The sequence below is a fragment of the Nocardia sp. GP40 genome, assembly GCF_050434125.1.
GTDB lineage: Bacteria > Actinomycetota > Actinomycetes > Mycobacteriales > Mycobacteriaceae > Nocardia > Nocardia albiluteola.
This window is the reverse complement of sequence record NZ_JBNPVW010000007.1, coordinates 354,728-378,238: the sequence shown is the minus strand read 5'-3', so window position 1 is coordinate 378,238 and position 23,511 is coordinate 354,728. Positions and strand designations below refer to the sequence as shown.

Sequence of the window (23,511 nt, the reverse complement as noted above, 5' to 3'; positions counted from 1 at the left end):
CCGGTGGGGACCGGTCCACACACATCGAAAGGTTCCAAGATGGATCTCCACAACGCCCTGCGATGGGACGGCGAACTCACGCTCACCCGGCACGACGCGGAAACCGGCGCGTTCTTCATCATCCGGCTCGACTCGACCCGCCTGGGACCCGCGACGGGCGGCACCCGGGCCGTGCAGTACGCGGACCTGGCCGACGCCTTCGCCGACGTCGGCAGGCTCGCCGGTGCGATGACGCTCAAGATGGCGGTCAGCGGCCTGCCGATGGGCGGCGGGAAATCGGTGATCGCGCTGCCCGCACCGCGCCGGGATCTCGACGAAGCTACCTGGCAGCGGATCCTGCGCCTGCACGCGGAGAACATCCAGAAGTTGGACGGCAACTACTGGACCGGCCCCGATATGAACACCAACTCCGCCGATATGGACATCCTCAGCGACACAACGAAATTCGCTTTCGGCCGCTCCGTCGAACGCGGTGGCGCCGGCTCCAGCGCCGACAACACCGCGCTGGGCGTCTTCGAGGCGATGAAGGCCACGGCCCGGCACGCAGGGCTGGGCGAGCTGTCCGGGCGCGCGGTGCTCGTGCAGGGCATCGGGGCCGTGGGATCCGGCGTCGCCGCCCACGCCCGGCAGGCGGGTGCGCACGTACTCGTCGCCGACACCGATCCGGATCGCCTCGACAGGGCCCGGGCCCAGGGATACACGATCGTCGAGACCGACGCGGTCCTGTCGACCGCCTCGGACATCTTCGCGCCCTGTGCGATGGGCGGAATCATCGACGCCCGGGTCGCACGGCAACTGAACACCCGGGCCGTGGCAGGCGCCGCCAACAACATCCTCGCCGACGACGAGGCCGGCGCGGTCCTGCAGCAACGCGGAATCCTCTACGCACCCGACTTCGTGGCCAACGCCGGCGGCGCCTTCCATCTGATCGGACACGAGGTACTCGGCTGGAGCTCGGACGCGGTCACCGAACACACCCGCGGCATCGGCGACACCCTGGGCGAGGTCTTCGCGATCAGCCGGACGGAAAACATCACCCCCGACGCAGCCGCCAAACTGCTGGCCCACCGCAGCCTCGAAGCCGTTCCCGCCATGAGCAGCTGAGATTCGGGCACCCGACCAGCCCGTAACCTCGGCCCCCTTCGACAGCCATTTTCGGGTCCGCCTCGAGACCGAGGCCGACGAAGAACGCCGTCACCGTGGCCGACCCTACCCGCGCGGAGTGTGCACCCGACCCATCCCTACGGCACGTACAGATACCACTCCGCGAAGGAACCCTGAATCGGCCAGCTGTCGGCCATGACCTTGGCGACGCCGCTGCCTACCCACAGATCCGTGGTGACGGTGTGACCAGGCCTTGTATCGGAGTGGACATACACGTCCGTGGAACGCAGCCCCTGCGAACCGAGCCAGCCGAGCGCCACGTGATTTCCACAGGGGCCGTGCAGATATCCGGTCGGCGTCACGTGTGCGAGCACGTGGCCGGGCGCGTGGGGTGCGGCCTCCAGCCCGACACTGATCGCTCCGCCACAGAAATTCGCGTCACCGAAGGTGAACAGCGTGGTGCCGAACGGCGTCACCTGCGGCAGCGGAGCGGCCTGCGCCGGTTCCGTGCTACATACTGCCGCGGCGATTCCCGCCGCTGTCGCAACCATCGCTGCCATGCGCCGCGCCGTCATCAGTCGATATCCTTCCCGCGTAACGACATTCGTTGCCGTACGACTATGCCGGAGAGTATCGGATGCGGTCCACTCCGGGGAATCCGGCTTCCCATCGGGGGATGGACACCGCGGTCGGTTCTGCGTCCCCGCCACTGGCAACAGCGCGACTGTCGAACTCTCGGCAGAAGAGGGAACATCAGAACTATCCCGGTGACCGGGATTACAGCTACAGTGCTCTCCCATGAAGCGATATAGACCTCTCTATACAGGGGCCGCGTCGGCGCTGCTGTTGGTCTCAGGACTGCTGGCGGGATGCTCCTCCAGCCATTCCGACGCGTCCAACGGCGGCTGTGCGATCACGCCGAACGGCACGCACGTCAGCGTGGCCGCGCCGCCTGCCTCGGGCGATATCGCGAATAATCCCGAGATCGGCACCGGGTACCGCACCGACATGACCTCGGTGCGCACCCACAGCTACGGGGTGTCGACCGCCAATCCGCTGTCCACCCAGGCGGCCTGCCGGGTGCTCGCGTCCGGTGGGACCGCCGCCGATGCGCTGGTCGCCGCGCAGATGGTGCTCGGGCTGGTCGAACCGCAGGCCACGGGCATCGGCGGCGGCGCGTTCATGCTGTACTACAACGCCGCGAACAAGACCGTCGACGCGTACGACGGGCGCGAGACTGCACCGGCCTCGGCAACCGAGAACTACCTGCGCTGGGTCAGCGACACCGATCAAACCACCCCGCACCCGAGCACCCGCGCCAGCGGCCGCTCCATCGGCGTGCCCGGCGTGCTGCGCCTGCTCGAGGCTGCGCACAATGATCACGGCAAGCAGCCATGGCATGACCTGTTCACCCCGGCGATCGACATGGCCGACCACGGATTCGCGATCAGTCCCCGCATGGGTGCCGAAATCGCCGCAACGGCAAAAGATCTCGCGGGCGACGACAATGCCAAGGCCTATTTTCTGCATCCCGACGGCTCACCCAAGCCCATCGGCACCACGATCACCGACCCGGCGTTCGGCAAGGCCCTGAGCACCATCGCGGCCGGCGGCGCGAACGCCTTCTACACCGGCCCCCTCGCCCACGACATCGTCGACGCCGCGGGCACCGCCTCCAATGGGCGCACCCCCAGCCAGATCACCCTCGCGGACCTGGCCGCCTACCAGGCCAAGAAGCGCACCGCGGTCTGCACCGACTATCGCACCCACACCATCTGCGGCATGCCCGGGCCGTCCTCGGGCGGCATCACCGTAGCCTCGGCCCTCGGCATCCTGGAGAACTTCGACCTGTCGCAGCTGGGGCCCGACCGTCTCGATCGCAACGGCGGCGTGCCCAAAGCCCAAGCGGTGCACCTGATCTCCGAGGCCGAACGGCTCGCCTACGCGGACCGCGACAAGTACATCGCCGACCCGGACTTCGTCCCGCTGCCCGGCGGCACCCCCGACACCCTGCTGAACAAGCCCTACCTGAAACAGCGTGCGGCCCTGATCAATCCGGCACACACTATGGGCACCGCCCAGCCCGGTAACTTCGCCGCGGTGCCCGTCGCCGCCGGACCCCAGCAGCCCGAGCACGGCACCAGCCACATCTCCGTCGTCGACAAGTACGGCAACGCCGCCACCATGACCACGACCGTCGAATCGTCGTTCGGCTCGTTCCACATGGTCGACGGATTCATCCTGAACAACCAGCTCACCGACTTCAGCGCCACCCCGACCGCGCCCGACGGCACCCCGGTCGCCAACCGGGTCCAGGCCGGCAAACGTCCGCGCAGCTCGATGAGCCCGACCCTGGTCTTCGACCACAACCCCGACGGCACCCGCGGCCCGCTCGCCTACGTCACCGGCTCTCCGGGCGGTGGGATGATCCCCGAGTTCGTCGTCAAAACCCTTGTCGCGCTGCTGGACTGGAACCTGGACCCGCAGCAGGCGGTCTCACTGGCCGACTTCGGCGCCCAGAACACGCCGGTCACCGGCATCGGAGGCGAGGACCCGGACATCGACACCGCCGACAACGGTGATCACAACGCCCTCGTCCAGCAGCTGCGCGCGATGGGACACCAGGTCTCGGTCGTGCAGCAGTCCAGCGGGCTCAGCGCACTGAAACGCGAACCCGGCGGCTGGATCGGCGGTGCGGACCCGCGCCGCGAAGGTGTAGTCATGGGCGACACCTACTGACACGATTTCCCTGCTCACCGCGACCGGGTGGGCAGGGAATTCCCGTCCACACCCTGGTCGAGCCGACCCCAGAATCACCAGGGGAGTGGCGGCGGCGAGGCCGTCGCCGATCTCCACCGGGATCACCGCGGTCATCGTGGCCAGCGGCGACGTCGATTCCCTTCGTAGGTCGTCGTCCGCGTCGACGTGAGGTTCGCGACCCTATACGCCTGTGAAATCGCTCACGGCGGTACCCATTCGGGGGATCCGGGCGGTTCGGACCACTGCATGTGTCGACTTCACGACGTGAGGCTGCCGTTTACATGTTCGGTGCTGAGTGTTGTGGCGAGTTCGGTGAATTCGTCGATCAGCGGGCTGGTTCGCTCCGCGGCCCGGGCGAGACTCACCTGGTTGGGTGCGATGTCGGGCACCTCGAGGTAGGTGATGTCCGGGCGGGTGTAGAAGGTCGCCACCGACAGTGGCAAGAAGATGATGCCGCGACCGGCGGCGACGTGTTCGAGTTTTTCCTCGACGCTGCGGAAGGCCGGGATCGGGGGACGTGTGGCGCGCAGCTCGGTGGCGATGTCGCGCCACTCAGGGGCGAGGTCGGGATCCTGTAGCAGGTGTTCGTCGGCGAGGTCGGCGACGAACACCGAATGTTTTTCCGCGAGAGGGTGGTTGGTGGCCAGCACCACGACCCGCGGTTCGGTGTACAGGTGCTGCAGGTGCAGGCCGTGCGGGTCGACGGGGAGGCGGACGAAGCTGACATCGACCCGGCCGTCGCGCACGACTGCTGTCTGGTCGTCCCAGGTGGTGCGCACCAACTCGAGGGTGAGTTCCGGGTACCGCTCGGCCAGGGCACGCACCGGGGCGGTCACGATCAGGCCGGGCATGAAACCGACGGTGAACGCATCGGTGCCGTGCGCCGCGCGAATCACCCGTCGGCGCAACGCTTGTGCGCCGGCGAGCAGTGGGCGGGCATCGGCCAGTAGCTGTTCGCCGGCGGGTGTGAGTGCCGTCGAGCGCCGGTTGCGCATGAACAGTTGCGCGCCGAGTTCGTCTTCCAACGCTCGGATCTGCCGCGACAGCACTGGCTGCGCGATATACAGCCGCTGCGCGGCCCGGCCGTAATGCAGTTCTTCGGCCACGGCGACGAAGTAACGCAGCTTGCGGAGATCGACATCGGACATGATGCCTTCAGGGTATTACAGCGGCGGCGATAGGTCTTGGACGGCAACGGTCACCGGAACCGAAAGTGGAAGGGCAGATTCCCGAACAAGGAGGAAAGAGCCGATGGGATTGTCCGGACAACACGTCGCCGTACTGGGTGGCACTTCAGGTATCGGGTTGGCCGTCGCCACGGCCGCGGCGAAGCGGGGGGCAACCGTCACCGTCGTGTCCAGCCGGCGCAGCAACGTCGATCAGGCGCTAGCCACCCTGCCCGCTGGTACCACCGGCCTCGTCGCCGACCTCGCCGACAGCAACCGAGTACGCGAACTGTTCGATGAGATCGCCGTCCTCGACCATGTGATCTACACCGCCGGTGACGCGCTGCTGCTGTCCCCGCTGGCTGAGCTGAACCCTGCGGATGCGCGAAAGTTCTTCGAACTCCGCTACTTCGGTGCGCTCACCGCGGTCCAGGCCGCCGCGCCCCGGTTGCGGTCGGGCGGCTCCATCACCCTGACCACTGGCACTGCGGGTCCGCGCCCCATGCCGGGATCCGCGATCGCCTCCAGTGTCTGCGGCGCCATCGAGGCGCTGACACGGGCCCTGGCCATCGAGCTCGCACCGATCAGGGTCAACGCGGTCATGCCCGGCGTCGTCCGCTCACCCCTGTGGGATTCCCTTCCCGCCGAGGCACGCCAGCAGCTCTACGACGGCACCGCCGCCACCACCCCGCTGCACCGCGTCGGCGAGGTCGACGACATCGCTGAGGCGTACCTGTTCCTGCTCACCCAGGCCCACGCCACCGGCAGTGTGCTGACCCTCGACGGCGGCGCAATACTCACCTGAACAACAGGCATCTCGTCGGGACGTGGCCGCCCATCGCCTGGAGCAGGGCCACCGGCCCGGGACCCCGTTCCCGTCCGAATAGGCAGCGCCCCAGTGTCTTCCAGGGGCGGTGCCCGTCCAACGAGACTTGTTGTGCCGGAAGTCGGTCGGCTGGGGAGGCCCTCAGGCGCATTAGGGGCGCTTTTGGCGGGATCGTTATCGGTTATTTCGTAGCTATTGCTTGGGCCGTGGCGCCGGAGCAGTGTGGGGAGCATCGGTGGCGCCACCGAGGCGCTGCCCCGAGCACAGAGGGAGTGGATCGTGTACGCACGTTCTACGACAATTCAAGCGAAGCCCTCCGCGATAGACGCCGGGATCGCGCATATGCGCGACAAGGTGATGCCGGCCCTGGAGGACATGTCCGGCTGTATCGGGATGTCGTTGCTGGTCGACCGGGCGTCCGGTCGCTGCATCGCGACGACATCGTGGGAGTCCGAAGAGGCGATGCGCAAGAGCGCCGATCAGGTGCACTCGCTCCGTGACCGCGCCGTCCAGCTGTTCGGTGCCGATTCGGCGCGGGTCGAGCAGTGGGAGGTCGGGGCCATGCACCGCGACCATCGCATACGCGAGGGTGCATGTGCCCAGGTCACTTGGGCCAAGGCCGACGATCTGGGCCGGTTCGACGCAGCGGTCGAGACCTACAAGTCCATGGCGGCGTCGCAGCTGGAACAGATGCCGGGGTTCTGCAGCACGAGCCTGCTGATCGACCGGGCAACCGGACGCGGCGTCGCATGCGAGACGTTCGACAGCTCCGACGCGATCGAACGCAACCGCGAACAACTCGAGGCCCTACGCCGCGAAGATACCCGCCAAACTGGTGTCAACGTGCTCGAAGTCGGCGATTTCGAGATCGCGCTCGCCCATCTGCGCGTCCCCGAACTGGTCTGAGGGGCGGATGGCGCCGCGACCAACGGCTTGTTCAGAGAAGGGTCGGCCGCCAGAGTCCTCGGGTCTTGTCTGGCGGCCACGAGGAGGATGACACGGAGTGCGCAGGTCGTTGCTTCTCTGGGGGAGCCACCATCAGGAGCGTCCGATTGCAGGGAGTTATTGCAGCTCAGCGGCTTTCGTTCCGGCGATAGCAGATCACGACAGGTGTTGTTGCTGGCCGGGGTCGTTCGGGTGCGGTTCGAGTGGGGTGACTTTCACTGTCATCCACTCTCGAAGCGGGAGCGTTGCCAGTACCTTCTCGTCCAGCTCGGTGCGGTCGGCGGCGCGCCAGATGCCGATGCTGCGCAGCTCACCGACTGGCCGCCACAGCCGTGCGAGGTGGCCGGTTGCGGCCAGCTCTCGTGCGCGAACGGCCTCGGCCGCACGCCGACGATCAACCTCGGCTGAGGCGGTGCGGGCGGGCACGGTGGTGATGATCTCGACCAGAAACTCTTGCATGGCTCATCTCCATTCACGGGCGGGTGCGTTCATCATGTCCCCTCGACCGGCACCTACACCACGACCAGCTACCTCCGCTGTGTTAGGTGCAGCCTCCGACCGACGTACCATCGGCGGGTGGAATTACGTCAGCTCAGGTATTTCGTCGCGGTCGCAGAGGAGCTGAACTTCGGCCGGGCCGCCGCACAGCTGCTGATCGCGGGTCCGTCGCTGTCGCAGCAGATCAAAGCGCTCGAGCGTGATCTGGGGGTGCGGCTGTTCGACCGCAACCGCCGATCGGTGACGCTCACACCGGCCGCCGCGGCCCTGCTGCCCGAGGTGCACGCCCTGCTTACCCGCGCGCAGGACTTGCAGCTGAATGCACGGCGGTTGGCCGGAGCCGAGAAGGTCCGATTGGGATATGTCAGCTGGCTGCCACCGGATCTGACCGCGCGCACCACCGCGGTGGCACAGATACATCTCGACGCCTGGGTGGCGCCCTCGCACACCCAGGCAGCGCGGGTCGCCGACGGCAGCCTCGACCTCGCCGTGTGCTGGGTGCGGTCCCAAGACCTGGCGGGGTGGGGTCTAGCTGCGCGGCTGATCGGTGCTGATCGGTTGCACGCGGTCGCGTCCGGGCACCGGAGCGACGCGGTGCCCGCAGCGGAAGCCATTGTGCTGCTCGACGATGACACCACATCCTGGTTGTCCTGGAACGTCTACGCCGAGCAGTTGGCTCGTGACACCGGCGGACGGACGGTGCGGATCAGCGACGGTGGCATCACCGGACCCGCGTTCTTCGATCACGTCCGGCGCAGCGCGCGGCCCATTGTGCGATCCCCGAAAGATATGGCCGCACCCATTCCGGCGGATCTGGTCCGACGCGAGATCGTCTCACCGGCGGTGTATTGGACGTGGTCGCTGGTTCGCCGCGCGAACGAGGATCGGGCCGCCGTGCTGGCGGTGGTCGAGGCGCTGTGTGACGGCGTCGGGGATCTCGGTATTCATGGGCCCGATGCTTGGTTGCCCGGCGACGACCCGCACCGCCGACCCCCAGACTGAGAGGCTGCGTCTATCACAGGGAAGGAAGCTGGTCGTGGCGGCCGCATCGCTCACGGGCACATCATGAGTGCATCACCAAGCGGTGTGTCCGAAAGAAAGGTTCGCGATGAACTCCCACGACCAGAAGGTCGCTGTTGTTACTGGTGCGTCGCAGGGCATTGGCGAAGGTCTCGTCGATGCCTACCGCAAGCTAGGCTACGCAGTCGTTGCGACATCCCGGTCGATCACCACCTCCGATGAGCCCGATCTGCTCACCGTCCGTGGGGATATCGCCGAAGCCGACACCGCAGGCCGCGTCATCGACGCCGCGCTGAAGCGGTTCGGCCGGGTCGACACCCTCGTCAATAACGCGGGCGTCTTCGTCGCCAAAGCGTTCACCGACTACACCCCCGCCGACTACACCGACGTGACGGGCGTGAATCTGGCCGGGTTCTTCCACATCACCCAACAGGCGATCGAATCCATGCTGCCCCGCGGCGGTGGTCACATCGTGAATGTCACCACCAGCCTGGTCGACAACGCCAACGCCAATGTCCCATCGGTATTGGCATCACTCACCAAGGGCGGCCTGCAATCGGCCACCAAATCCCTGGCCATCGAGTACGCCACCAGAGGTATCCGCGTCAACGCCGTCTCGCCCGGCACGATCAACACCCCCATGCACGACGAGTCGACGCACGAATTCCTCGCCGCCCTGCATCCGATGGGCCGTATGGGCGAGATCCGAGACATCACCGACGCCGTCGTCTACCTGGAGAACGCCCCGTTCGTCACCGGCGAAATCCTGCACGTCGACGGCGGTATGAGCGCCGGACACTAACCCGATCCCGCTTATCCGCCAATCGAATTCAGGAGACCAGCCATGCCCATCGCACCGGAAACCGACTCGATTCTGCGGACCGTTCTCGATGAATGGAAATCCGCCGTTGACGATCACGACTCGAGTCGAGTGGCGGCGACCTTCACCGAGGACGCCATCTTCCAGGGCCTACACCCCTACACCGTCGGCCGCGCCGGCATCGCCGCCTACTACCAATCTCAACCCGAAGGCCTGAAAGCCGACTACCGAATCCTGGAATCGCGCCGCCAAGCCGACAACCTCATCTACGCCTACCTCGCCGTCGTCTTTTCCTTCGCCGACCGCCCAGCCCTCGACGTCAACCTCGGCATCACCCTCGGCCACCTCGACACCGGCTGGTACATCACCACATACCAGGTATCGCGCCTGAATTGACCGGACGGCAAGGCGCGTCGTCAACAGCGTCAGCGCCACCGCAAAGCCTCCACGGTGATCACCAGCAACCGGGAACCCTCGGAGATCCTGACCATGATGGCCGACCCGCTCCTGGCCCAATCGGCGATGGACCGGCTGCAATCAGCGGCCTACGAGCTCGAATTGACCAACGGCCCGATCATCAGCCACGATCAGCACACGGCCCGCGATCGGACACACCCCGGCAGCCCTTGGTTCGACATTCCATGTATCGCAACAGGAATCATCGACCAAGGGCTGCCCGCAAGATCATCCGGGGTTGACGCTGCAACCGGCCAGGATAAATCTCGAGCTCGGATTGACAGTCCCGATTCGGCCACCATTCCCGCTCCATCGACCTCTCGTGGTCACGTGCCGTCGACGCCCTGGACGCCCTGCTGCGCAACTGCCCGGCGGGCGGCACCCGCTGTTCTTCGAGACTGCTGATTTGCCGGGGGTGGTTTTCAGGACCAGGTGATCTCGCCGTGGCGGGAGACGAATCGTCCGGTGCCGGCCCCGGGGCCCTCGGTGGCGAGTGCCACGATGGCGTCGGTGCCTTCGGTGAGGGTTTGGGTTCCGGTGTGACCGTTTATGTCGGTGGCGGTGTAGCCGGGGTCGGCGGCGTTGATGCGGATGCCGTCGAGTCCTTTGGCGTACTGGGTGGTCAGCATCGTCAGTGCTGCTTTCGAGCAGGCGTACAGCGGCGCGATGACCTGTGACTCGGAACGGTGGGGGTCGTGGGTGATGGCGAGGGAGCCCATGCCGCTGCTGACATTGATGATGACGGGATCGTCGGAGCGGCGCAGCAGTGGCAGGAATGCGGTGGTGGTACGGATCACACCGAGGAGGTTGACGTCGAGGACGGCGAGGGCGTCCCCAGCGGTGAGATGGCTGGGATCTCCGAAGGGACCTTGCACACCGGCGTTGTTGATCAGGACGTCGATTCTGCCCTCGTGCTCGGCAATGTTCGCTGCCGCAGCGGCTACCGAGATGCCGTCGGTCACGTCGATGGGGACATAGCGTGCGCCGAGTGTCGCGGCTGCGGATTCGCCCTGTTCGCGGTTGCGCGCTCCCAGGAGAACGGTGTGGCCGCAGGCGATCAGGCGGCGGGCGGTCTCGCCGCCGATGCCTCTATTGGCTCCGGTGATAAGGGTGATGGTCATGGGTTCGATGGTTGCCTCGCCCGGGGGAGTCGGGCCAGGGACGCTTCGACGGTAGGAAGACCAATACCACCCTCGCGGCCCAGCACCTGATCGGAGATGCAGGAGAATGAACAACATGTCGACGACACCCCCCAGCGCTGGACTGGGCGCGACCATTCGCGCGTGGCGGGATCGGCTGCCCCCGTCGGCAGCCGGGTTGCCGGTCGTCCGCGGGCGCCGGGCGACCGGACTGCGGCGGGAAGAACTCGCTGACTTGGCCGGAGTTTCGGTCGATTACATTGTGCGCCTGGAGCAGGGGCGGGCGACGACACCCTCGGCGTCGGTGGTGGCGTCTTTGGCGCGTTCTCTGCAATTGTCCACGATCGAGCGGGACCATCTGTTCCGCCTGGCACGGCTCGTGCCGCCGGCGGACGAGATGATTTCCGACCATGTTCCGCCTGGCGTGCAGCGGGTGCTTGTCCGTCTCGGGGACGTGCCGGTGGCGGTGTTCGCGGCTGACTGGCAAATGGTGTGGTGGAACCGTGGGTGGGCCGCTCTGCTGGGCGACCCCTCCGAGATTCCGCCGCCCTTGCGCAATTTTGCCCGCGACCGGTTCCCAGTGAACGACGATCACACCTATCTGGCGCTGTGGCCGGTGACCGAAACCGACCCGGACACCACCGACCTCGCTCTCGTTTCCGATCTGCGCCGCGCCACCGCCCGATTCCCTCAGGACCGCCGCCTTGCCGCGCTGATCGCAGATCTGAATGCGGGCAACGCCAGGTTCGCAGAACAATGGGCGACAGGAGAGGTGGCTGCCAATCGCGAGGTTCGCAAGACCGTCCGGCATCCGTCGGTGGGTCCGGTCACGGTGGACTGTGACGTGCTGACCGACGGCGATTCCGAGCTCAAGATCGTGATCATGACCGCCGTACCCGGCAGTGACGACGAGACCAATCTCCAGCTCACCACCGTCCTCGGAACGCACCCGCCGAGACAGGGTGAATTCCCCCGGTGAGTCCGGAGCTCGTTTCGAGCCGCGGCCCCGTGTGATCACCGAGTGCCGTCGGTGTGCAGATAGACGATGGGTCCGGCATCGAATCCCCGCCGCGGATCCAGGATCGCGGCCATCGCTTTGGCGGTGTAGACGGGTTCGAGGTGTAGTCCGGCGTTCTCGCGGGCTGATATCTGTGCGGCTCGGCCGGAGTCGGTCGCATGGCCGTAGCCGGGACCGAGCTGGTCACGCACCAGCAACAGCCGATCTGCGGTCAGTGTCACGTTCGGTAGATGCGCGCCGCGGGCCCGCAGCAGCCGTTCGGTACGCCCTGCCGTACGCAGCAGGCCGTGCAGGTTGAGCCGGAGCTTGTCGTTGACCACGACGCCCACCACCCGGGTGCGCAGTCCGGCGAGGGTGAGCCCCAGCGCCAGCCCGGCGGCCGTGCCGCCGGAGCCGACGGCGGTGACGACATGTGTCGGTTCGGGCATGACACCGGCTGCTACCTGGGCCGCGAGTTCCAGCCCGACCTCGACGTAGCCGAGCAGGCCCAGCGGCGACGACCCACCGGCAGGCAGCAGATACGGCGGGATCGACCCGGTGCGGTGCCGGGCCAGCAGCCACGGCACGGTGAGTGCGGTGCGCGCCACGGTGTGCGTGAAGTACACGGTGGCGCCGGAGTTCCGGATGCGCTCGAGCTGGGCGCGCACATGCTCGTCCACCGGTTGGTCGACCAGGGCCAGCACGGTGGCGAGCCCCTGCTCGCGCGCGTAGAGCGCGGTGGCCAGCCCCCAGTTGGTACCCAGCCCGCCGACCGTGAGGATGGTGCGCCGGCCTCGGCGGACGACGTCGGGCAGTAACCACTCCAGTTTGCGGACCTTGTTGCCACCCCAGCCACCGTCACCGAAGGAGCCCTCGTCCGCGAGCCAGATCTCGGTCTCGGTGCCGGGAAAACGGTGGCAGCGGGCGCAGAGGGGTCGGTGCCGCGCCCAGCGACAGGTGCGGCACGGTATCGCGGAGCTCGGGGAAACGGTCGTACAGCAGAGGCATGCTCAATCCCCCAGTACACGCGCGACGTAGGCGTTGGTGAAGCGGCGGCCCGGATCCAGCCGGTCCCGGACCGCGGCGAACCGATCCCAGTCAGGGTACTCCGGGGCCAGGTCGGCGGCGGAGCGGAAGTGCCGTTTGCCCCAGTGCGGCCGCCCGCCGACCCCGCGCAGGATCTGTTCCACGGCACGGAAATACGGCTCCCAAGCCATCCGCTCGAACTCGGGGGATGCTGGCACTCAGGCCGTCGAGCTCGACCAGTCAATATTTACACAGTGACCCCGTGGCGGAATCCGCGCCGACGGCTATGAAGTTCGCCGATGTAGCCAGCTAGCTCCAGTTTGCAGCGAGGGTGAGGCAGAACGGGTGGCCGCTCGGATCGAGCAGCACCCGCCAGCTCTCACCGGGCTGAAACTCCGGCACCGTAGCGCCCAGTTCGACCAGTTGCTCACTGGCCATCTCGAGGTCTTCGACCGCCAAATCCAGATGGAACTGCTTGGTGCCATTCTCGTTCGGCCAGGCCGGCGCCTGATAGTCCGGGATCGTGCCGAACCCGAGTGCGTGATCCGGACCGGTGAGCATGGCGTACTCGTCCTGCGCGTGTGCGATCTTCCAACCGAGCGCCGCCGCCCAGAACTCCGCGTCTCGCCGCGCGTCGGCACTGTCCAGAGTGAGCATCTTCAACGTGGCAACCGCCATGGTGTTTCCTCTCCGCAACAAAATTACTGTCCGCCAGCCTGCAACACCGACACCGCACGCGATTGCAAAAACGCGACATCGGCCCGCGCCCGAGATCGGCGACGGCCGCAAGCGGTTCGCCGATGCAGCCGGGTTTCGGCTTGGGCTCCGCTCATTGTCCAGCTGGGGGAGTGGGTTTCGTTTGTACGAATCAGGTGTTCGAAGCAGCCCTGAGCCCGACCCGCCCGGCCTCGCCTCGCGCCGTGACCACAGATTCTCGCTGATCGGCGGGGTCTACCCGCGCGTTGGGTATCGGCCGTCGGCGGCCGCGGTAAGTCGGCGAGCCAGGGCGCGGACGCCGTCGTTGAGGATGTCGGGGTGCTCGATGACGAACGGGCGGTTCAGGCCGGCGAGAAGGGGCGGAATCCAGTCGAGTTGTACGGCCCGGATTCGGACGCGGACCCACGGGCCGGTGTCAGCGTGCGACGGGTCGATCTCGTGCACGGTCGCGATCGCGGCGGGCAGCAGCGGGCGGATCTCGGTGAGCGTTCCCTGAACTCGGACCGACACATCGTGCCGATAGGGTGCCGTGGCAAGTGCGGACAGCAGATGTGCGGCCGGCTCGAATCCGGCGGGCGGAGTGAATGTTCCGGGCCGTGTGGTCACCGCGGTGATGCGGTCGAGCCGGAACTGGCGTAGTTCGTGACTGGTGCTGTCCTGTCCCGTCAGGTACCAGCGGCCGGAGTGCTCGACGAGCCCGTACGGGTGCACGATGCGCTCACTGGGCCGCCCGTTGCGGTCGGTGTAATCGATTGCGACCGGTCGGTGTTCGCGGGTCGCTTCGGCGAGCAGGAGCAGGACGGAGCTCTCGACAGCGACGTCCGGGCGGGCGTCGGCGGTGAATTCGGCGGTGTTGATCAGTGCGTCCAGGCGGGCGGTCAGACGTGCGGGCAGGACGCGGCGGAGTTTGGCCGTCGCGCTGTCGGCCGCGAAGGTGGCAGTTGTCGACCGGCTGGTGAGGAGTCCGAGCAATACGGCCACCGCTTCGTCGTCGGTCAGCATCAGCGGTGGCATGCGGTATCCGGGGGCGAGCCGGTAGCCGCCGTAGCGGCCCCGCACCGATCGGATCGGGATATCCAGGTCGGTGAGGTGGGTGACGTATCGCCTGACGGTGCGTTCATCGACGCCGAGCCGCCGGGCGAGTTCGCCGACGGTATGGGTGCCGCCGGCCTGCAACAGCTCGAGCAGGGCCAGCACTCGGGCAGTGGGGCGCGTCATCTCGGAAATTCTCGCATCTATACCGGGCGGAAACTGTCCGGTATCGACTCTACCGTGGTCTGCGATGGCGGAACCTCCGCCTCATCCGAGAAGTAGGAGCACGCTATGAAACTCGTCTCGATCCGTCTGATCACCGACGACATTCAACGGCTGGCCGGTTTCTATCAGCACGTGACCGGCATCGAAGCAACCTGGGCTACACCGGATTTCGCCGAAATCGTCACACCTGCCGGCACCCTCGCGATCGGCAGCACCCGCACCGTGGCGCTGTTCGCGGAAGGCAGCGCACGCCCGGCCGACAACCACACCGCGATCATCGAATTCCTGGTCCCCGACGTCGACGCCGATTACCGGCGGTTGCGGGATACGGTCACCGATTTCGTCAACGAGCCCACGACGATGCCGTGGGGGAACCGGTCGTTGCTGTTCCGCGATCCGGACGGCAACCTGATCAACCTCTTCACCCCGGTCACCGCGCAAGCCGTCGCAAAATTCGCCGTTTGACGCCACCGCCCACCCGGCACGGTCAGTCGATAGTTACACAGTGACCGATACCCTGGGAATCCGTTCCCGTGTTCACAGTGCCCCCCGCCGGGGCGCTATTGGGGTGGGGCCTGTGCGGGTCAGCGATTTCGCCGGGAACGCTGATTGACGGTTGATGCGACTATCAGAAGCTGATTGATGCCCGTTTGTCTGCATCCGTCGCCCCTGTTGGTGGCTGCCTGTCGTTCGGCGGGCACCCGATGTCTCAGAAGCCCTGGCTGGAATCTGCTGCGAAGGCTGTGAACGGCCGAAAACCGCTCGATAGGCGGCATTTCAGTGCGTCCGGCAGACGTGGCGGAAACGCTGTCGGCCAGCGGACGGACGCGATGGCTGTGGACAGTCCGCCGGCCGTCCTGTGGAGTTTCGTTCTACGCGGAGACCGGCGGGATGCTGCTGTGTTCTTTGTCCAGTAGGGCGCTGATGTGGCGGTGCAGGCCGCGGACGCTTTCGGCGCTGGCTTCGGCGACGATGGCGCGCTGGGCGGGGGTGAAGGGGGAGTCGGGGCTGTAGAGGGTGCGGCGGGTGAAGGTGGTGGTGCCGTCGTCCTCGGTGAGCAGGTACTGCAGGCCAGCGCCGAGGTCGCGGTCGACGATGAGGGAGGACTTGGCGTACTCCTGGTCGACGACGCGCCAGTAGAGGTGCTGTTCGCTGCCGTCCTCGAGGCGGCCGTGTTCGTAGATCACATCGCCGACGCGGTAGGGGCGTTCGGTGACGCCGCCGACGTCGTGGCTGGCGACGTGCCATTCGGGCCAGAAGCGGGCCTGGGTGACGAGATCGAAGACGAAGCCGGCGGGGGCGTTGAAGGTGACGGTGTTGTTGTCGCCCACGGTCCAGTCGTTGAACTCGGTTGTCATGTCGGAACCTCCTCGGAAGGGAATTGTGCTCTCAAAACGAGAGTACATACGTTATGAGTGTACAGGCAAGATGTATGGTTGGCCGATGGGAGAAGCCACAGGTGACCAGCAACGGCCGGGATACCGGGTGTCGGTCAACGAGGTACTCGAGCGGGCGGGCGAGGTGCGGGAGGCATTCGACACCATCGCCAACACCTGGTCGCTGCTGATCCTGATCGCGCTGCGCGATGACACGCTGCGATACAACGAACTCAAACGCGCCGTGGGCGGGGTCAGCGAGCGCAGGTTGTCGCAGACACTGAAGATGCTCGAGCGTGACGGGGTGGTGGATCGGAACCTGGTGCGCTCCATTCCATCTCACGTGGAATACAGCCTCACCCCGACAGGCGTGGCGGTCCTCGACTCACTCGGCGAGTTGTTGTCCACGATTATCGAATTCTCGCCACAGGTCGCGGCCGCACGGCAGCGTTACGACCAGACGCAGGCGCAGTCCCGGGACAGCCCGGTGCGGAAAGCCTGAGTCGCCCTGCGAAGTTCCGGGTCATGCAGGACCACGATCTTGCGGGTGACGTCAAGCGGTCGAAGCATCTGCACCTGCGGGGCTGGCAACTCCTCCGGCCAGCGGCGCAGAGGACCAGCACAGTATCCGATCCTCGGCAAAGTAGTGCGTGGTGGAAATGTCATGTGCCCGAGGCCATGTAGGCGGCGACTTTTTCGTTCAGCCGGCGAAGCTCGTCTTCGGCATCCAGCAGTTCGTTGCGTGCGCGCCAGTATTCGCCCGACTCACCGGGAAACGTGATGTCCGAGTGGCGCAGTGTTGCCCACCGATCGGTTGCTCCGCGCCGCACGTCAGGTGTCGAATGTCGCGAAGAGGGTGTTGAGGCCTTCGGCCAGGAGCGGGTGGGTGAAGATCGCGTGGGCCATGGCGGTGTGCGTGAGTTTGCCCAGCATGGCGACCTGGATCGCGGTCATGACCTCGCCTCCCTCGCTGCCGAGGATTGCGCAGCCCAGGATCTGTCCGTCGTCCGCGTCGACGAGGACCTTCATGAAGCCGCGGGTCTCTCCGGTCTCGATGGCTCGGATGACGGCGTTCATCGGGAGCTTCGCGACGCGGATCGCGCGCCCATGTGTTCTGGCTTCGCGTTCGGTCATGCCGACGCGGCCGAGCTGGGGGTCGATGAACACCGTGTACGGGACGAGACGGTCTCGCGTGCTTGCCTTTTCGTTCTCGATGAGGTTGGCGTGCAGGATGCGGTAGTCGTCGTAGGACGAGTGGGTGAAGGCCGGGGGGCCGGTGACATCGCCCATCGCGTAGATGCCGGGAGCACTGGTCTGCAGGTACTCGTCTACCTCGATGAAGCCGCGATCGTCGAGCCGGATGCCGGCTGCTTCAGCGGCGAGCGCTTCGGTGTTCGGTATTCGGCCGATTGCCGCGAGCAGGTGTGAGCCGTCGATCTGTCGTTGACCGTCCGCTGTGCGAACGGTCAGTCGAACGCCCCGGGAGGTCTGCTCGACCTGTACCGGTGTCGAGGAGGTCGAGACGGTGATGCCGTCTTCGCGCAGGATTGTGGCGACTTCGTCGGAGACGTCCTCGTCCTCGATCGTCAGCAGTCGATCCGCCCGCTGGACGATGGTGACCTCGCTGCCGAATCGCCGGAACATCTGCCCGAATTCCAGTCCGATATAGCCTCCGCCGAGGATGATCAGATGTTCCGGGAGCTCGTCCAGCTCCATGATCGATGTGGAGTCGAGCACGGGCACCTCGTTCGCGCCGGGGATGGTGAGCGGTCGGGGCCGGGTGCCGGTGTCCACCACGACGACCGGCGCGCGGAGTTGCCGTGTTCCGCCGTCGGACAGGGCGATCTCGATTGTCCCGGGTGCGGTGAAATGCGCCTCGCCCATGATCACCTCGGGTCCTTGCGGTGTCAGGCGGCTCGCATAGTTCTGCCGCGCGCCGGCGACCATGGCTCGTTTGCGTTCGCGCACCGCGGCCAGATCCACCGACACCGCGTCGATGTGCACGCCGTACTCGCCGGCGCGCCGAGCCTGGTAGGCCACGCGCGCGCTGGCGACCATCGTCTTGGTCGGGGTGCAACCGGAATTGACGCAGACGCCGCCGAATTGACCGCGCTCGACGAGCGCCACTTTCCGGTTCGCCGCGGCCAGCTCGACGGGAAGGAACCGGCCGCCCTGGCTAGTTCCGATCACGATCGCGTCGTATTCCTCGTCGGCCATTGCGTTTTCTCCTCGTTCCGTCTTCGGCATGTGGCACCGGCAGTCGGCTTCACCTGGCTGCGACCGGGCGATCACCTGGGACGCGGTGGATCGCACCGAAATCCGGTAGGGAAAGGAAATGTGTATGGCGACAATCGGTTTCGTCGGTCTGGGGCTATAGGGACAGCTGAGCCGCATCTCGATACCGAAGGCGGTGGGTTCGCGATCCGCCCGGTGCTCACACGGCGGTTCGTCCGCCATCCACCGGTAGTACGGCGCCATGTATGAAGCCGGCGCGGTCGCCTGCCAGAAAAGCGATGGCTTCGGCGATCTCTTCAGGGGTTCCGGTACGTCCCGCCGGCCCCTGTGCGGCCAGTTGGTCGAGGGCCTCACCCCATTCTGCGGTGCCTTCGGTGCGGGTCGGTCCAGGGCTGACGGCGTTGACCCGCACCCCACGCGGACCGTATTCGGCTGCCCAGGACTTGGTCAGCAACACCAGGGCCGCCTTGCTGGCACCATAGAGGCCTTCGTCGACGGTCCCGAGTTCGGCGACCATCGTGGTGATATTGATGATCGCGCCACCGCCGCGTTCGGCCATTCTCGGCGCCAGCTCGGCGACCAAGAAGTACGGCACCTTGACATTGAGCCCGAACACCGCGTCGAAATCTGCTTCCGTGGTCTGCTCGGTGGGGCCGTAGGGGAAGATCCCGGCGTTGTTGACCAGGACGTCGACCCGGCCGAGCTGTTCGACGGCGCGTCCGGCGAGCGTGCGCGCCGACGCCGCATCGCGCAGGTCCGCAGCGATGAACTCCGCGCTCCCGCCCGCGGCGCCGATCGCCTCGACCACGTCGTTGCCGCGTTGCTGATCACGGCCGGACACGGCCACACGCGCGCCGAGCCGAGCTAGTTCCATCGCTGCTGCCCGACCGATCCCACTTGTGCCGCCGGTCACCAACGCAGAGACACCGGACAATTCACTCGGCATTCCTCGCCTCCCTGTCGCGAATGCGCATCTAGTGCATGTGATAGAGCCGTGTGAGCTCTTCGGCGGGCACTGGTGGCGGGATGTCGCCTGCACCCAGGGCCACCTCGATGTAGCTGGCATCGTTGTGTGCTGCAGCCCTTTTCAGGGCGTTGTCCAGGTCGCCGACCGTGGCGACTCGGGCGGTGTACCACGTGTCACAGCCGAACGCGGCGGGGAGTTGGTGGTAGTTCCACGCGGCAAGATCGTTGAATTCGTGGCCGGGTTGGGCGGAGAGGACTTCCTCGACGCCGAACTTGGTGTTGTTCAGCACGATGATGATGGGCTGGGCGCCGTAGCGGCCCATTGATCCAATATCGTTGGCGGTGAGCTGGTGGGAGCCGTCGCCGGTGATGAGGATGGTTCGTCGGTCGGGGGCAGCGAGGGCGGCGCCGAACGCGGCGGGTGTAGCCCAGCCGATCGACCCCCACAGCGTCTGGTTGTGGTAGACGGCGCCGTCGGGGAAGCGCAGCGCCGCGACGCCGGGGACGCATAGGCCTGTTTCGGCGATCACGATGTCGTCTTCGCGCAGGAACTGTTGCAGGCGTGGGTACAGCGTCTCGGACGAGATGTGGTCGGAGACGGCGCCGCGCACCTCGACAGGGCGCGGCGGGGGGACGGGACCGAGGTCCCGGTGCGGGAGGGCCGTGGTGAGTCGGGTGATGACGTCGGCCAGGCTGACCGGGCCGTAGGTTTGAGTGCCGATCCGGACGTGGTCGGTGTCGACGATGACAACCTTTGCCGGGTCGAGTTCGTCGGTCCACCCTCCGGTGTTGAAGTCGGACAAGACAGTCCCGCCGAGGTCGAGCACGAGGTCGGCGCCTTCGACGGCCTCGCGTACTCCGGGCCCGGAGGTGACGCCACTGTAGATACCGAGGAATCCGGGCGTCGACTCGGAGATGACAGCCTTGTCCATCACGGTGGTGGCATACCGCAGTCCCGTCTCGGCCAGCATCGCCGACAATCGGGCCTGCAGGCCGTATCGGGCGATCGTGTATGCGGGCAGCACAACCTGCGAGCCCGCAGCGGAGAAACGCTTGAGGATCGCGTTCATCGCCGCGTCGAGCACACTCGGGTCGCTGGCCGGCTGCGGCACCTGCGCCAGCGGCACCCCGGCCACCGGGGCGCCGCTCACCGGAAGTAGGCCGAGGTCCTGGGCGAGGCAGATGTAGGCGGGCCTGCGCTGTGCGAGGGCCGCATCGATGACGCGCTCCATCTCTGCGACGGCGTTCTGCGGAGTCAGGTTTGTCGAGGCGCATGCAGCGAACGCCGACAGCTGTTCGAACTGACCGAATACGCCGTCGCCGAAGGTGTGATGGGTGATCGCGCCGGCGCGTTGGAGTTTGGTGCTGGGCAGGCCGACGAGATGGAAAACCGGCACTCGTTCGGCCTTGGAGCCCATCACCCCGTTGAGGGCGCTCAGCTCGCCGACCGCGTAGGTGGTGGACAAGATAGCCGCGCCGCGCACCCGCGCGTAGCCGTCCGCGGCATAGGCGGCGTTGAGTTCGTTTGCGTTGCCGATCCACCTGACGTCGGGGCTGGCCTCGATCGCGTCGTCGAAGGAGAATGCGTAGTCGCCTGGCACCCCGAACGCGTGCTCGATCCCCAGGGCCGCGAGTCGGCGGACCACGTATTCGGCGACCGTGGGCGTCTGTGCGGAGCGAGATCGTGTCTGTACTGCCATATGCTCTCCTCGGTTGGGTACTCCTCCACGACCGACAATGGCGAATGTGGCAATTGCCACCTACTAGGATCACCCGCCAGCAACAACAAGGCAACCAACTGTTCGCAGCTGATGCAATGCCGCAGTGGCTGCGAGCCGTCGATCCATGGCGTCGACAGCCGCAAACTCGACCTGGCAGCCTCGGCCCAGCGGCTCGACCTGCTCACGCCGTACTTCGAAAACGGACAGTTCCGGCCCCTGCCCATCGGACGCACTTTCGGCCTCGACGACGGACGCGACGCCTACCGCGCGGTGGCCGAACGTGTGCGCTTCGAAAATGCCACCCGGCAAGACCGAGTAATATCCAACACAAGGTGAGTTCGATGACATGCCGATCGAGGAGGTCCGTATGTCGACAGCTTTTCCGAACGAGTCGTTGGAATATCGCGAAGCGCGTGACGCGCTGCTGCAACGGGAGTTCGATCTGCAGCGGCTGATGGAGGCCGTCGCGGCGCAACGGACAACACTACCGCCCGGCGGCGAGGTCCCCGAAGATTATGTGTTCGACCGAATCGGCGACGACGGCAATGCCACGACGGTGCGTATGTCCGAGCTGTTCGGCGACAGCGACACATTGATGCTTTATCACTACATGTTCCCGCGCCATTCGAGCGATGATCGGCCGAAACCGACAATGGGTATCTTCTCGGAATTACCCGCCGACGAAGGTCCGTGTCCATCGTGCACTGCGCTGATCGACATGTGGGACGGGACGACACCCCATTTCGACGGTTCGGGTGGCAATTTGGCCATCGTCGCGAAGGCCCCGATCGAGCGGGTAACGGCGTATGCGCAGGACAGGGGATGGCGACACATCAGGGTGCTGTCCGCAGCGAACTGCGATTTTCGCCGTGACTACGGCGGCGACGGCGCCGACGGCCAGCCTGTGCCGTTGCTGACCGTCTTCAAACGCTCGCCCGACGGCCCGATACGGCTGCACTGGGCAAGCGAACTTCTTTTCGCGCCAACGGATGCTCCGGGGCAGGACTCGGGGCACCTCGACATAGTCGAGCCGCTCTGGACACTGTTCGATTTGGCCACAATGCCGCGGTTCCGGCGATGGCGGATCGGACACCTGCCGGCGAACTGGTGACGACGCCAAGCGGCCCGTACAGCACAGGAAACCTCTGGTGAGGAGGCAACGCGTGAGAACCTACACGGTTGGCTACATCGTCGGCAGTCTGTCCAAGGAATCCATCAACCGGACCCTGTCCAAGGCCCTGATCCGGCTGGCGCCACCGCAATTGACGTTCACCGAGATTCCGATCAAGGATCTGCCGCTGTACAACCGGGACTACGATGTCGACTACCCGCCGCAGGGCCGGGCACTCAAGGCGGCCATCACCGCCGTCGACGCCGTGCTTTTCGTGACGCCGGAATCCAACCGCTCGATCCCGGGGGTGCTCAAGAACGCCATCGACTGGGGCAGCCGCCCGTGGGGCGACAACTCGTTCACGCTCAAGCCGTCCGCGGTCATTGGTGCCTCACCGGGCAAGCTCGGCACCGCGATTGCTCAGCTCAGTCTGCGCAGCGTCCTCGGTTACTGCAACTCCCCGCAGATGACTTCGCCGGAGGCCTACATCCAGTTCCACCCCGACGTCTTCACCCCGGACGGCGATGTCCTCGACGACTCGACGAAGCGGTTCCTCACCGGGTTCATGGCCGATTTCGCCACCTTTATCGCCCGCGTCCACAGCACGGTCCCCTCGCCCGACTGACCGGCCCTCTGCTCGCACCTGGCCGGTCCGGCTGCCGGTCGGTCAGCCTGCACACCTGCCCGGTGTACAGGCTAGGACAACTGACGGATCTCGGTGACGATGGTGTAGGTGACCGTCATCGAGCTCCGACGCCGGGCCTGCGGGCCGGAAGACCGAGTCCGGCTTCTCGGCACGTACGGATCCGGCGGCGTTTTCTTCTGTCCTACACGTTGTTTCGCGCCATGAAACTCCGGGCGTCACCGGATTCGGGATCGGCGAACACGATGTCGTCGGGGCGACGCCGGGGCACGTCGACGGACAACACGACGAAGGGATGTGTGGTGATTCTCGGGAATCCGTGGATCTGCGTGCGTGCGAAGCGAAGAAACATCCCGGGACCGGCGCGGCTTTCCGTACCGGCGAGATGAAATATCCCTTCGCCGCTGACCACGTACAGGTGTTCATCGCAGTCGTTGTGGTAATGCAACGGAAGGGTGCGGTAGATCCGGAAGATCCGGCTGCTGGCCTCGGGAAAGTCGCTGAAATAAACGTCGGTCAGCATCGACTCGGACGTCTCGGGCAGCTTGCCGATCTCAGCGAATACATCGAAGATCTGCCGAGAATTGTCCGTTTGAGGCACAAAATCACCGCTCATTGCAATCCTTTCCTGCCCCGCCCGGTCCTTCATCTACCTCGTGTGGCCGGCTTTCGGTCGCTCTGCGACGAGTTGGTGTTGGGCCTGCCGGACGCGTACTCGTTGTTCGACT

General features: G+C 66.1%; 26 protein-coding genes and 2 pseudogenes. 14 read left to right on the top strand and 14 right to left on the bottom strand.

What is annotated here, in order from left to right; all coding sequences use genetic code 11:
• Window positions 1-39 precede the first annotated feature (39 nt).
• Window positions 40-1,104, top strand: coding sequence for a Glu/Leu/Phe/Val dehydrogenase dimerization domain-containing protein (locus tag ABH933_RS23555; RefSeq protein ID WP_429419680.1), 1,065 nt, complete (start codon window positions 40-42; stop codon window positions 1,102-1,104).
• Window positions 1,105-1,241: 137 nt separating this feature from the next.
• On the opposite strand, the gene ABH933_RS23550 is transcribed toward ABH933_RS23555, so the two are convergent.
• Entirely contained in the window at window positions 1,242-1,679 is a 438-nt protein-coding gene (locus ABH933_RS23550; protein WP_215917154.1) for a hypothetical protein, read from the bottom strand.
• Window positions 1,680-1,902: 223 nt separating this feature from the next.
• Between ABH933_RS23550 and ggt the strand changes: the two genes are divergently transcribed.
• Window positions 1,903-3,843 carry a gamma-glutamyltransferase gene (ggt, locus tag ABH933_RS23545; RefSeq protein ID WP_429419681.1) on the top strand — a complete coding sequence of 647 codons (1,941 nt, stop codon included), beginning with the start codon at window positions 1,903-1,905 and terminating at the stop codon, window positions 3,841-3,843.
• A 278-nt stretch (window positions 3,844-4,121) separates the two neighbouring features.
• Here ggt and ABH933_RS23540 read toward each other — a convergent pair whose 3' ends face one another.
• Window positions 4,122-5,012 (bottom strand): LysR family transcriptional regulator, encoded by an 891-nt coding sequence (locus ABH933_RS23540; protein WP_429419683.1) that lies wholly within the window; start codon window positions 5,010-5,012, stop codon window positions 4,122-4,124.
• A 103-nt stretch (window positions 5,013-5,115) separates the two neighbouring features.
• On the opposite strand from ABH933_RS23540, the gene ABH933_RS23535 reads away from it, so the two are divergent.
• Entirely contained in the window at window positions 5,116-5,835 is a 720-nt protein-coding gene (locus ABH933_RS23535; RefSeq protein ID WP_429419684.1) for an SDR family oxidoreductase, read from the top strand.
• 300 nt (window positions 5,836-6,135) lie between these two features.
• Complete coding sequence (locus ABH933_RS23530) at window positions 6,136-6,762, top strand: antibiotic biosynthesis monooxygenase (RefSeq protein WP_429419686.1); 627 nt, start codon at window positions 6,136-6,138, stop codon at window positions 6,760-6,762.
• 195 nt (window positions 6,763-6,957) lie between these two features.
• Here ABH933_RS23530 and ABH933_RS23525 read toward each other — a convergent pair whose 3' ends face one another.
• Entirely contained in the window at window positions 6,958-7,260 is a 303-nt protein-coding gene (locus ABH933_RS23525) for a muconolactone Delta-isomerase family protein (protein WP_429419688.1), read from the bottom strand.
• A 117-nt stretch (window positions 7,261-7,377) separates the two neighbouring features.
• On the opposite strand from ABH933_RS23525, the gene ABH933_RS23520 reads away from it, so the two are divergent.
• The 4 genes and pseudogenes from ABH933_RS23520 to ABH933_RS23505 all read left to right on the top strand — a co-directional run.
• Window positions 7,378-8,301: a LysR family transcriptional regulator gene (locus ABH933_RS23520; protein ID WP_429419690.1), complete on the top strand. Its 924-nt coding sequence runs from the start codon at window positions 7,378-7,380 to the stop codon at window positions 8,299-8,301.
• Between the two features lie 106 nt (window positions 8,302-8,407).
• The gene (locus ABH933_RS23515) at window positions 8,408-9,121 is read left to right on the top strand and encodes an SDR family NAD(P)-dependent oxidoreductase (RefSeq protein WP_429419692.1); all 714 of its coding nucleotides are present in this window, start codon (window positions 8,408-8,410) and stop codon (window positions 9,119-9,121) included.
• Between the two features lie 42 nt (window positions 9,122-9,163).
• A complete protein-coding gene (locus tag ABH933_RS23510; RefSeq protein ID WP_429419694.1) occupies window positions 9,164-9,535 on the top strand; it encodes a hypothetical protein in 372 nt (123 codons plus the stop codon).
• Between the two features lie 30 nt (window positions 9,536-9,565).
• Window positions 9,566-9,694: pseudogene (locus ABH933_RS23505) on the top strand (ATP-binding protein); the annotation flags it as partial.
• A 323-nt stretch (window positions 9,695-10,017) separates the two neighbouring features.
• Here the strand turns inward: ABH933_RS23505 and ABH933_RS23500 are convergent.
• Window positions 10,018-10,716 (bottom strand): SDR family NAD(P)-dependent oxidoreductase, encoded by a 699-nt coding sequence (locus tag ABH933_RS23500; protein WP_040829730.1) that lies wholly within the window; start codon window positions 10,714-10,716, stop codon window positions 10,018-10,020.
• Between the two features lie 115 nt (window positions 10,717-10,831).
• On the opposite strand from ABH933_RS23500, the gene ABH933_RS23495 reads away from it, so the two are divergent.
• Window positions 10,832-11,713 (top strand): helix-turn-helix transcriptional regulator, encoded by an 882-nt coding sequence (locus ABH933_RS23495; RefSeq protein ID WP_085997859.1) that lies wholly within the window; start codon window positions 10,832-10,834, stop codon window positions 11,711-11,713.
• Between the two features lie 35 nt (window positions 11,714-11,748).
• Here the strand turns inward: ABH933_RS23495 and ABH933_RS23490 are convergent, their stop codons facing one another.
• The 4 genes and pseudogenes from ABH933_RS23490 to ABH933_RS23475 form a co-directional block, all read right to left on the bottom strand.
• The gene (locus ABH933_RS23490) at window positions 11,749-12,621 is read right to left on the bottom strand and encodes a 1-aminocyclopropane-1-carboxylate deaminase/D-cysteine desulfhydrase (RefSeq protein ID WP_429455093.1); all 873 of its coding nucleotides are present in this window, start codon (window positions 12,619-12,621) and stop codon (window positions 11,749-11,751) included.
• 120 nt (window positions 12,622-12,741) lie between these two features.
• A pseudogene (locus tag ABH933_RS23485) lies at window positions 12,742-12,942 on the bottom strand (D-arabinono-1,4-lactone oxidase); the annotation flags it as partial.
• Window positions 12,943-13,066: 124 nt separating this feature from the next.
• Window positions 13,067-13,435 carry a VOC family protein gene (locus tag ABH933_RS23480; protein ID WP_215917171.1) on the bottom strand — a complete coding sequence of 123 codons (369 nt, stop codon included), beginning with the start codon at window positions 13,433-13,435 and terminating at the stop codon, window positions 13,067-13,069.
• Between the two features lie 273 nt (window positions 13,436-13,708).
• On the bottom strand, window positions 13,709-14,692 hold the full coding sequence (locus tag ABH933_RS23475; protein WP_429419696.1) for a helix-turn-helix transcriptional regulator: 984 nt from the start codon (window positions 14,690-14,692) through the stop codon (window positions 13,709-13,711).
• Between the two features lie 105 nt (window positions 14,693-14,797).
• On the opposite strand from ABH933_RS23475, the gene ABH933_RS23470 reads away from it, so the two are divergent.
• Complete coding sequence (locus tag ABH933_RS23470; RefSeq protein ID WP_429419698.1) at window positions 14,798-15,196, top strand: VOC family protein; 399 nt, start codon at window positions 14,798-14,800, stop codon at window positions 15,194-15,196.
• A 407-nt stretch (window positions 15,197-15,603) separates the two neighbouring features.
• On the opposite strand, the gene ABH933_RS23465 is transcribed toward ABH933_RS23470, so the two are convergent.
• Window positions 15,604-16,089 carry an SRPBCC family protein gene (locus ABH933_RS23465; protein ID WP_429419700.1) on the bottom strand — a complete coding sequence of 162 codons (486 nt, stop codon included), beginning with the start codon at window positions 16,087-16,089 and terminating at the stop codon, window positions 15,604-15,606.
• A gap of 85 nt (window positions 16,090-16,174) precedes the next feature.
• On the opposite strand from ABH933_RS23465, the gene ABH933_RS23460 reads away from it, so the two are divergent.
• Window positions 16,175-16,609: a winged helix-turn-helix transcriptional regulator gene (locus tag ABH933_RS23460; RefSeq protein ID WP_429419702.1), complete on the top strand. Its 435-nt coding sequence runs from the start codon at window positions 16,175-16,177 to the stop codon at window positions 16,607-16,609.
• A gap of 160 nt (window positions 16,610-16,769) precedes the next feature.
• On the opposite strand, the gene ABH933_RS23455 is transcribed toward ABH933_RS23460, so the two are convergent.
• The 4 genes from ABH933_RS23455 to ABH933_RS23440 form a co-directional block, all read right to left on the bottom strand.
• Complete coding sequence (locus tag ABH933_RS23455) at window positions 16,770-16,937, bottom strand: hypothetical protein (RefSeq protein ID WP_429419704.1); 168 nt, start codon at window positions 16,935-16,937, stop codon at window positions 16,770-16,772.
• Between the two features lies 1 nt (window position 16,938).
• A complete protein-coding gene (locus ABH933_RS23450) occupies window positions 16,939-18,324 on the bottom strand; it encodes a mercuric reductase (protein WP_429419706.1) in 1,386 nt (461 codons plus the stop codon).
• Window positions 18,325-18,541: 217 nt separating this feature from the next.
• Complete coding sequence (locus ABH933_RS23445) at window positions 18,542-19,288, bottom strand: SDR family NAD(P)-dependent oxidoreductase (protein WP_429419708.1); 747 nt, start codon at window positions 19,286-19,288, stop codon at window positions 18,542-18,544.
• Between the two features lie 28 nt (window positions 19,289-19,316).
• Entirely contained in the window at window positions 19,317-21,008 is a 1,692-nt protein-coding gene (locus ABH933_RS23440) for an alpha-keto acid decarboxylase family protein (RefSeq protein ID WP_429419709.1), read from the bottom strand.
• On the opposite strand from ABH933_RS23440, the gene ABH933_RS23435 reads away from it, so the two are divergent.
• From ABH933_RS23435 to ABH933_RS23425, 3 genes are read left to right on the top strand one after another with little or no spacing between them, the layout of a single operon-like run.
• Entirely contained in the window at window positions 21,009-21,365 is a 357-nt protein-coding gene (locus ABH933_RS23435) for a hypothetical protein (protein WP_429419711.1), read from the top strand.
• A 10-nt stretch (window positions 21,366-21,375) separates the two neighbouring features.
• On the top strand, window positions 21,376-22,140 hold the full coding sequence (locus tag ABH933_RS23430) for a DUF899 family protein (RefSeq protein WP_429419713.1): 765 nt from the start codon (window positions 21,376-21,378) through the stop codon (window positions 22,138-22,140).
• A 52-nt stretch (window positions 22,141-22,192) separates the two neighbouring features.
• A complete protein-coding gene (locus tag ABH933_RS23425) occupies window positions 22,193-22,765 on the top strand; it encodes an NADPH-dependent FMN reductase (protein ID WP_429419714.1) in 573 nt (190 codons plus the stop codon).
• A gap of 202 nt (window positions 22,766-22,967) precedes the next feature.
• Here ABH933_RS23425 and ABH933_RS23420 read toward each other — a convergent pair whose 3' ends face one another.
• Window positions 22,968-23,432: a cupin domain-containing protein gene (locus ABH933_RS23420; RefSeq protein ID WP_429419716.1), complete on the bottom strand. Its 465-nt coding sequence runs from the start codon at window positions 23,430-23,432 to the stop codon at window positions 22,968-22,970.
• Window positions 23,433-23,511: the final 79 nt, after the last annotated feature.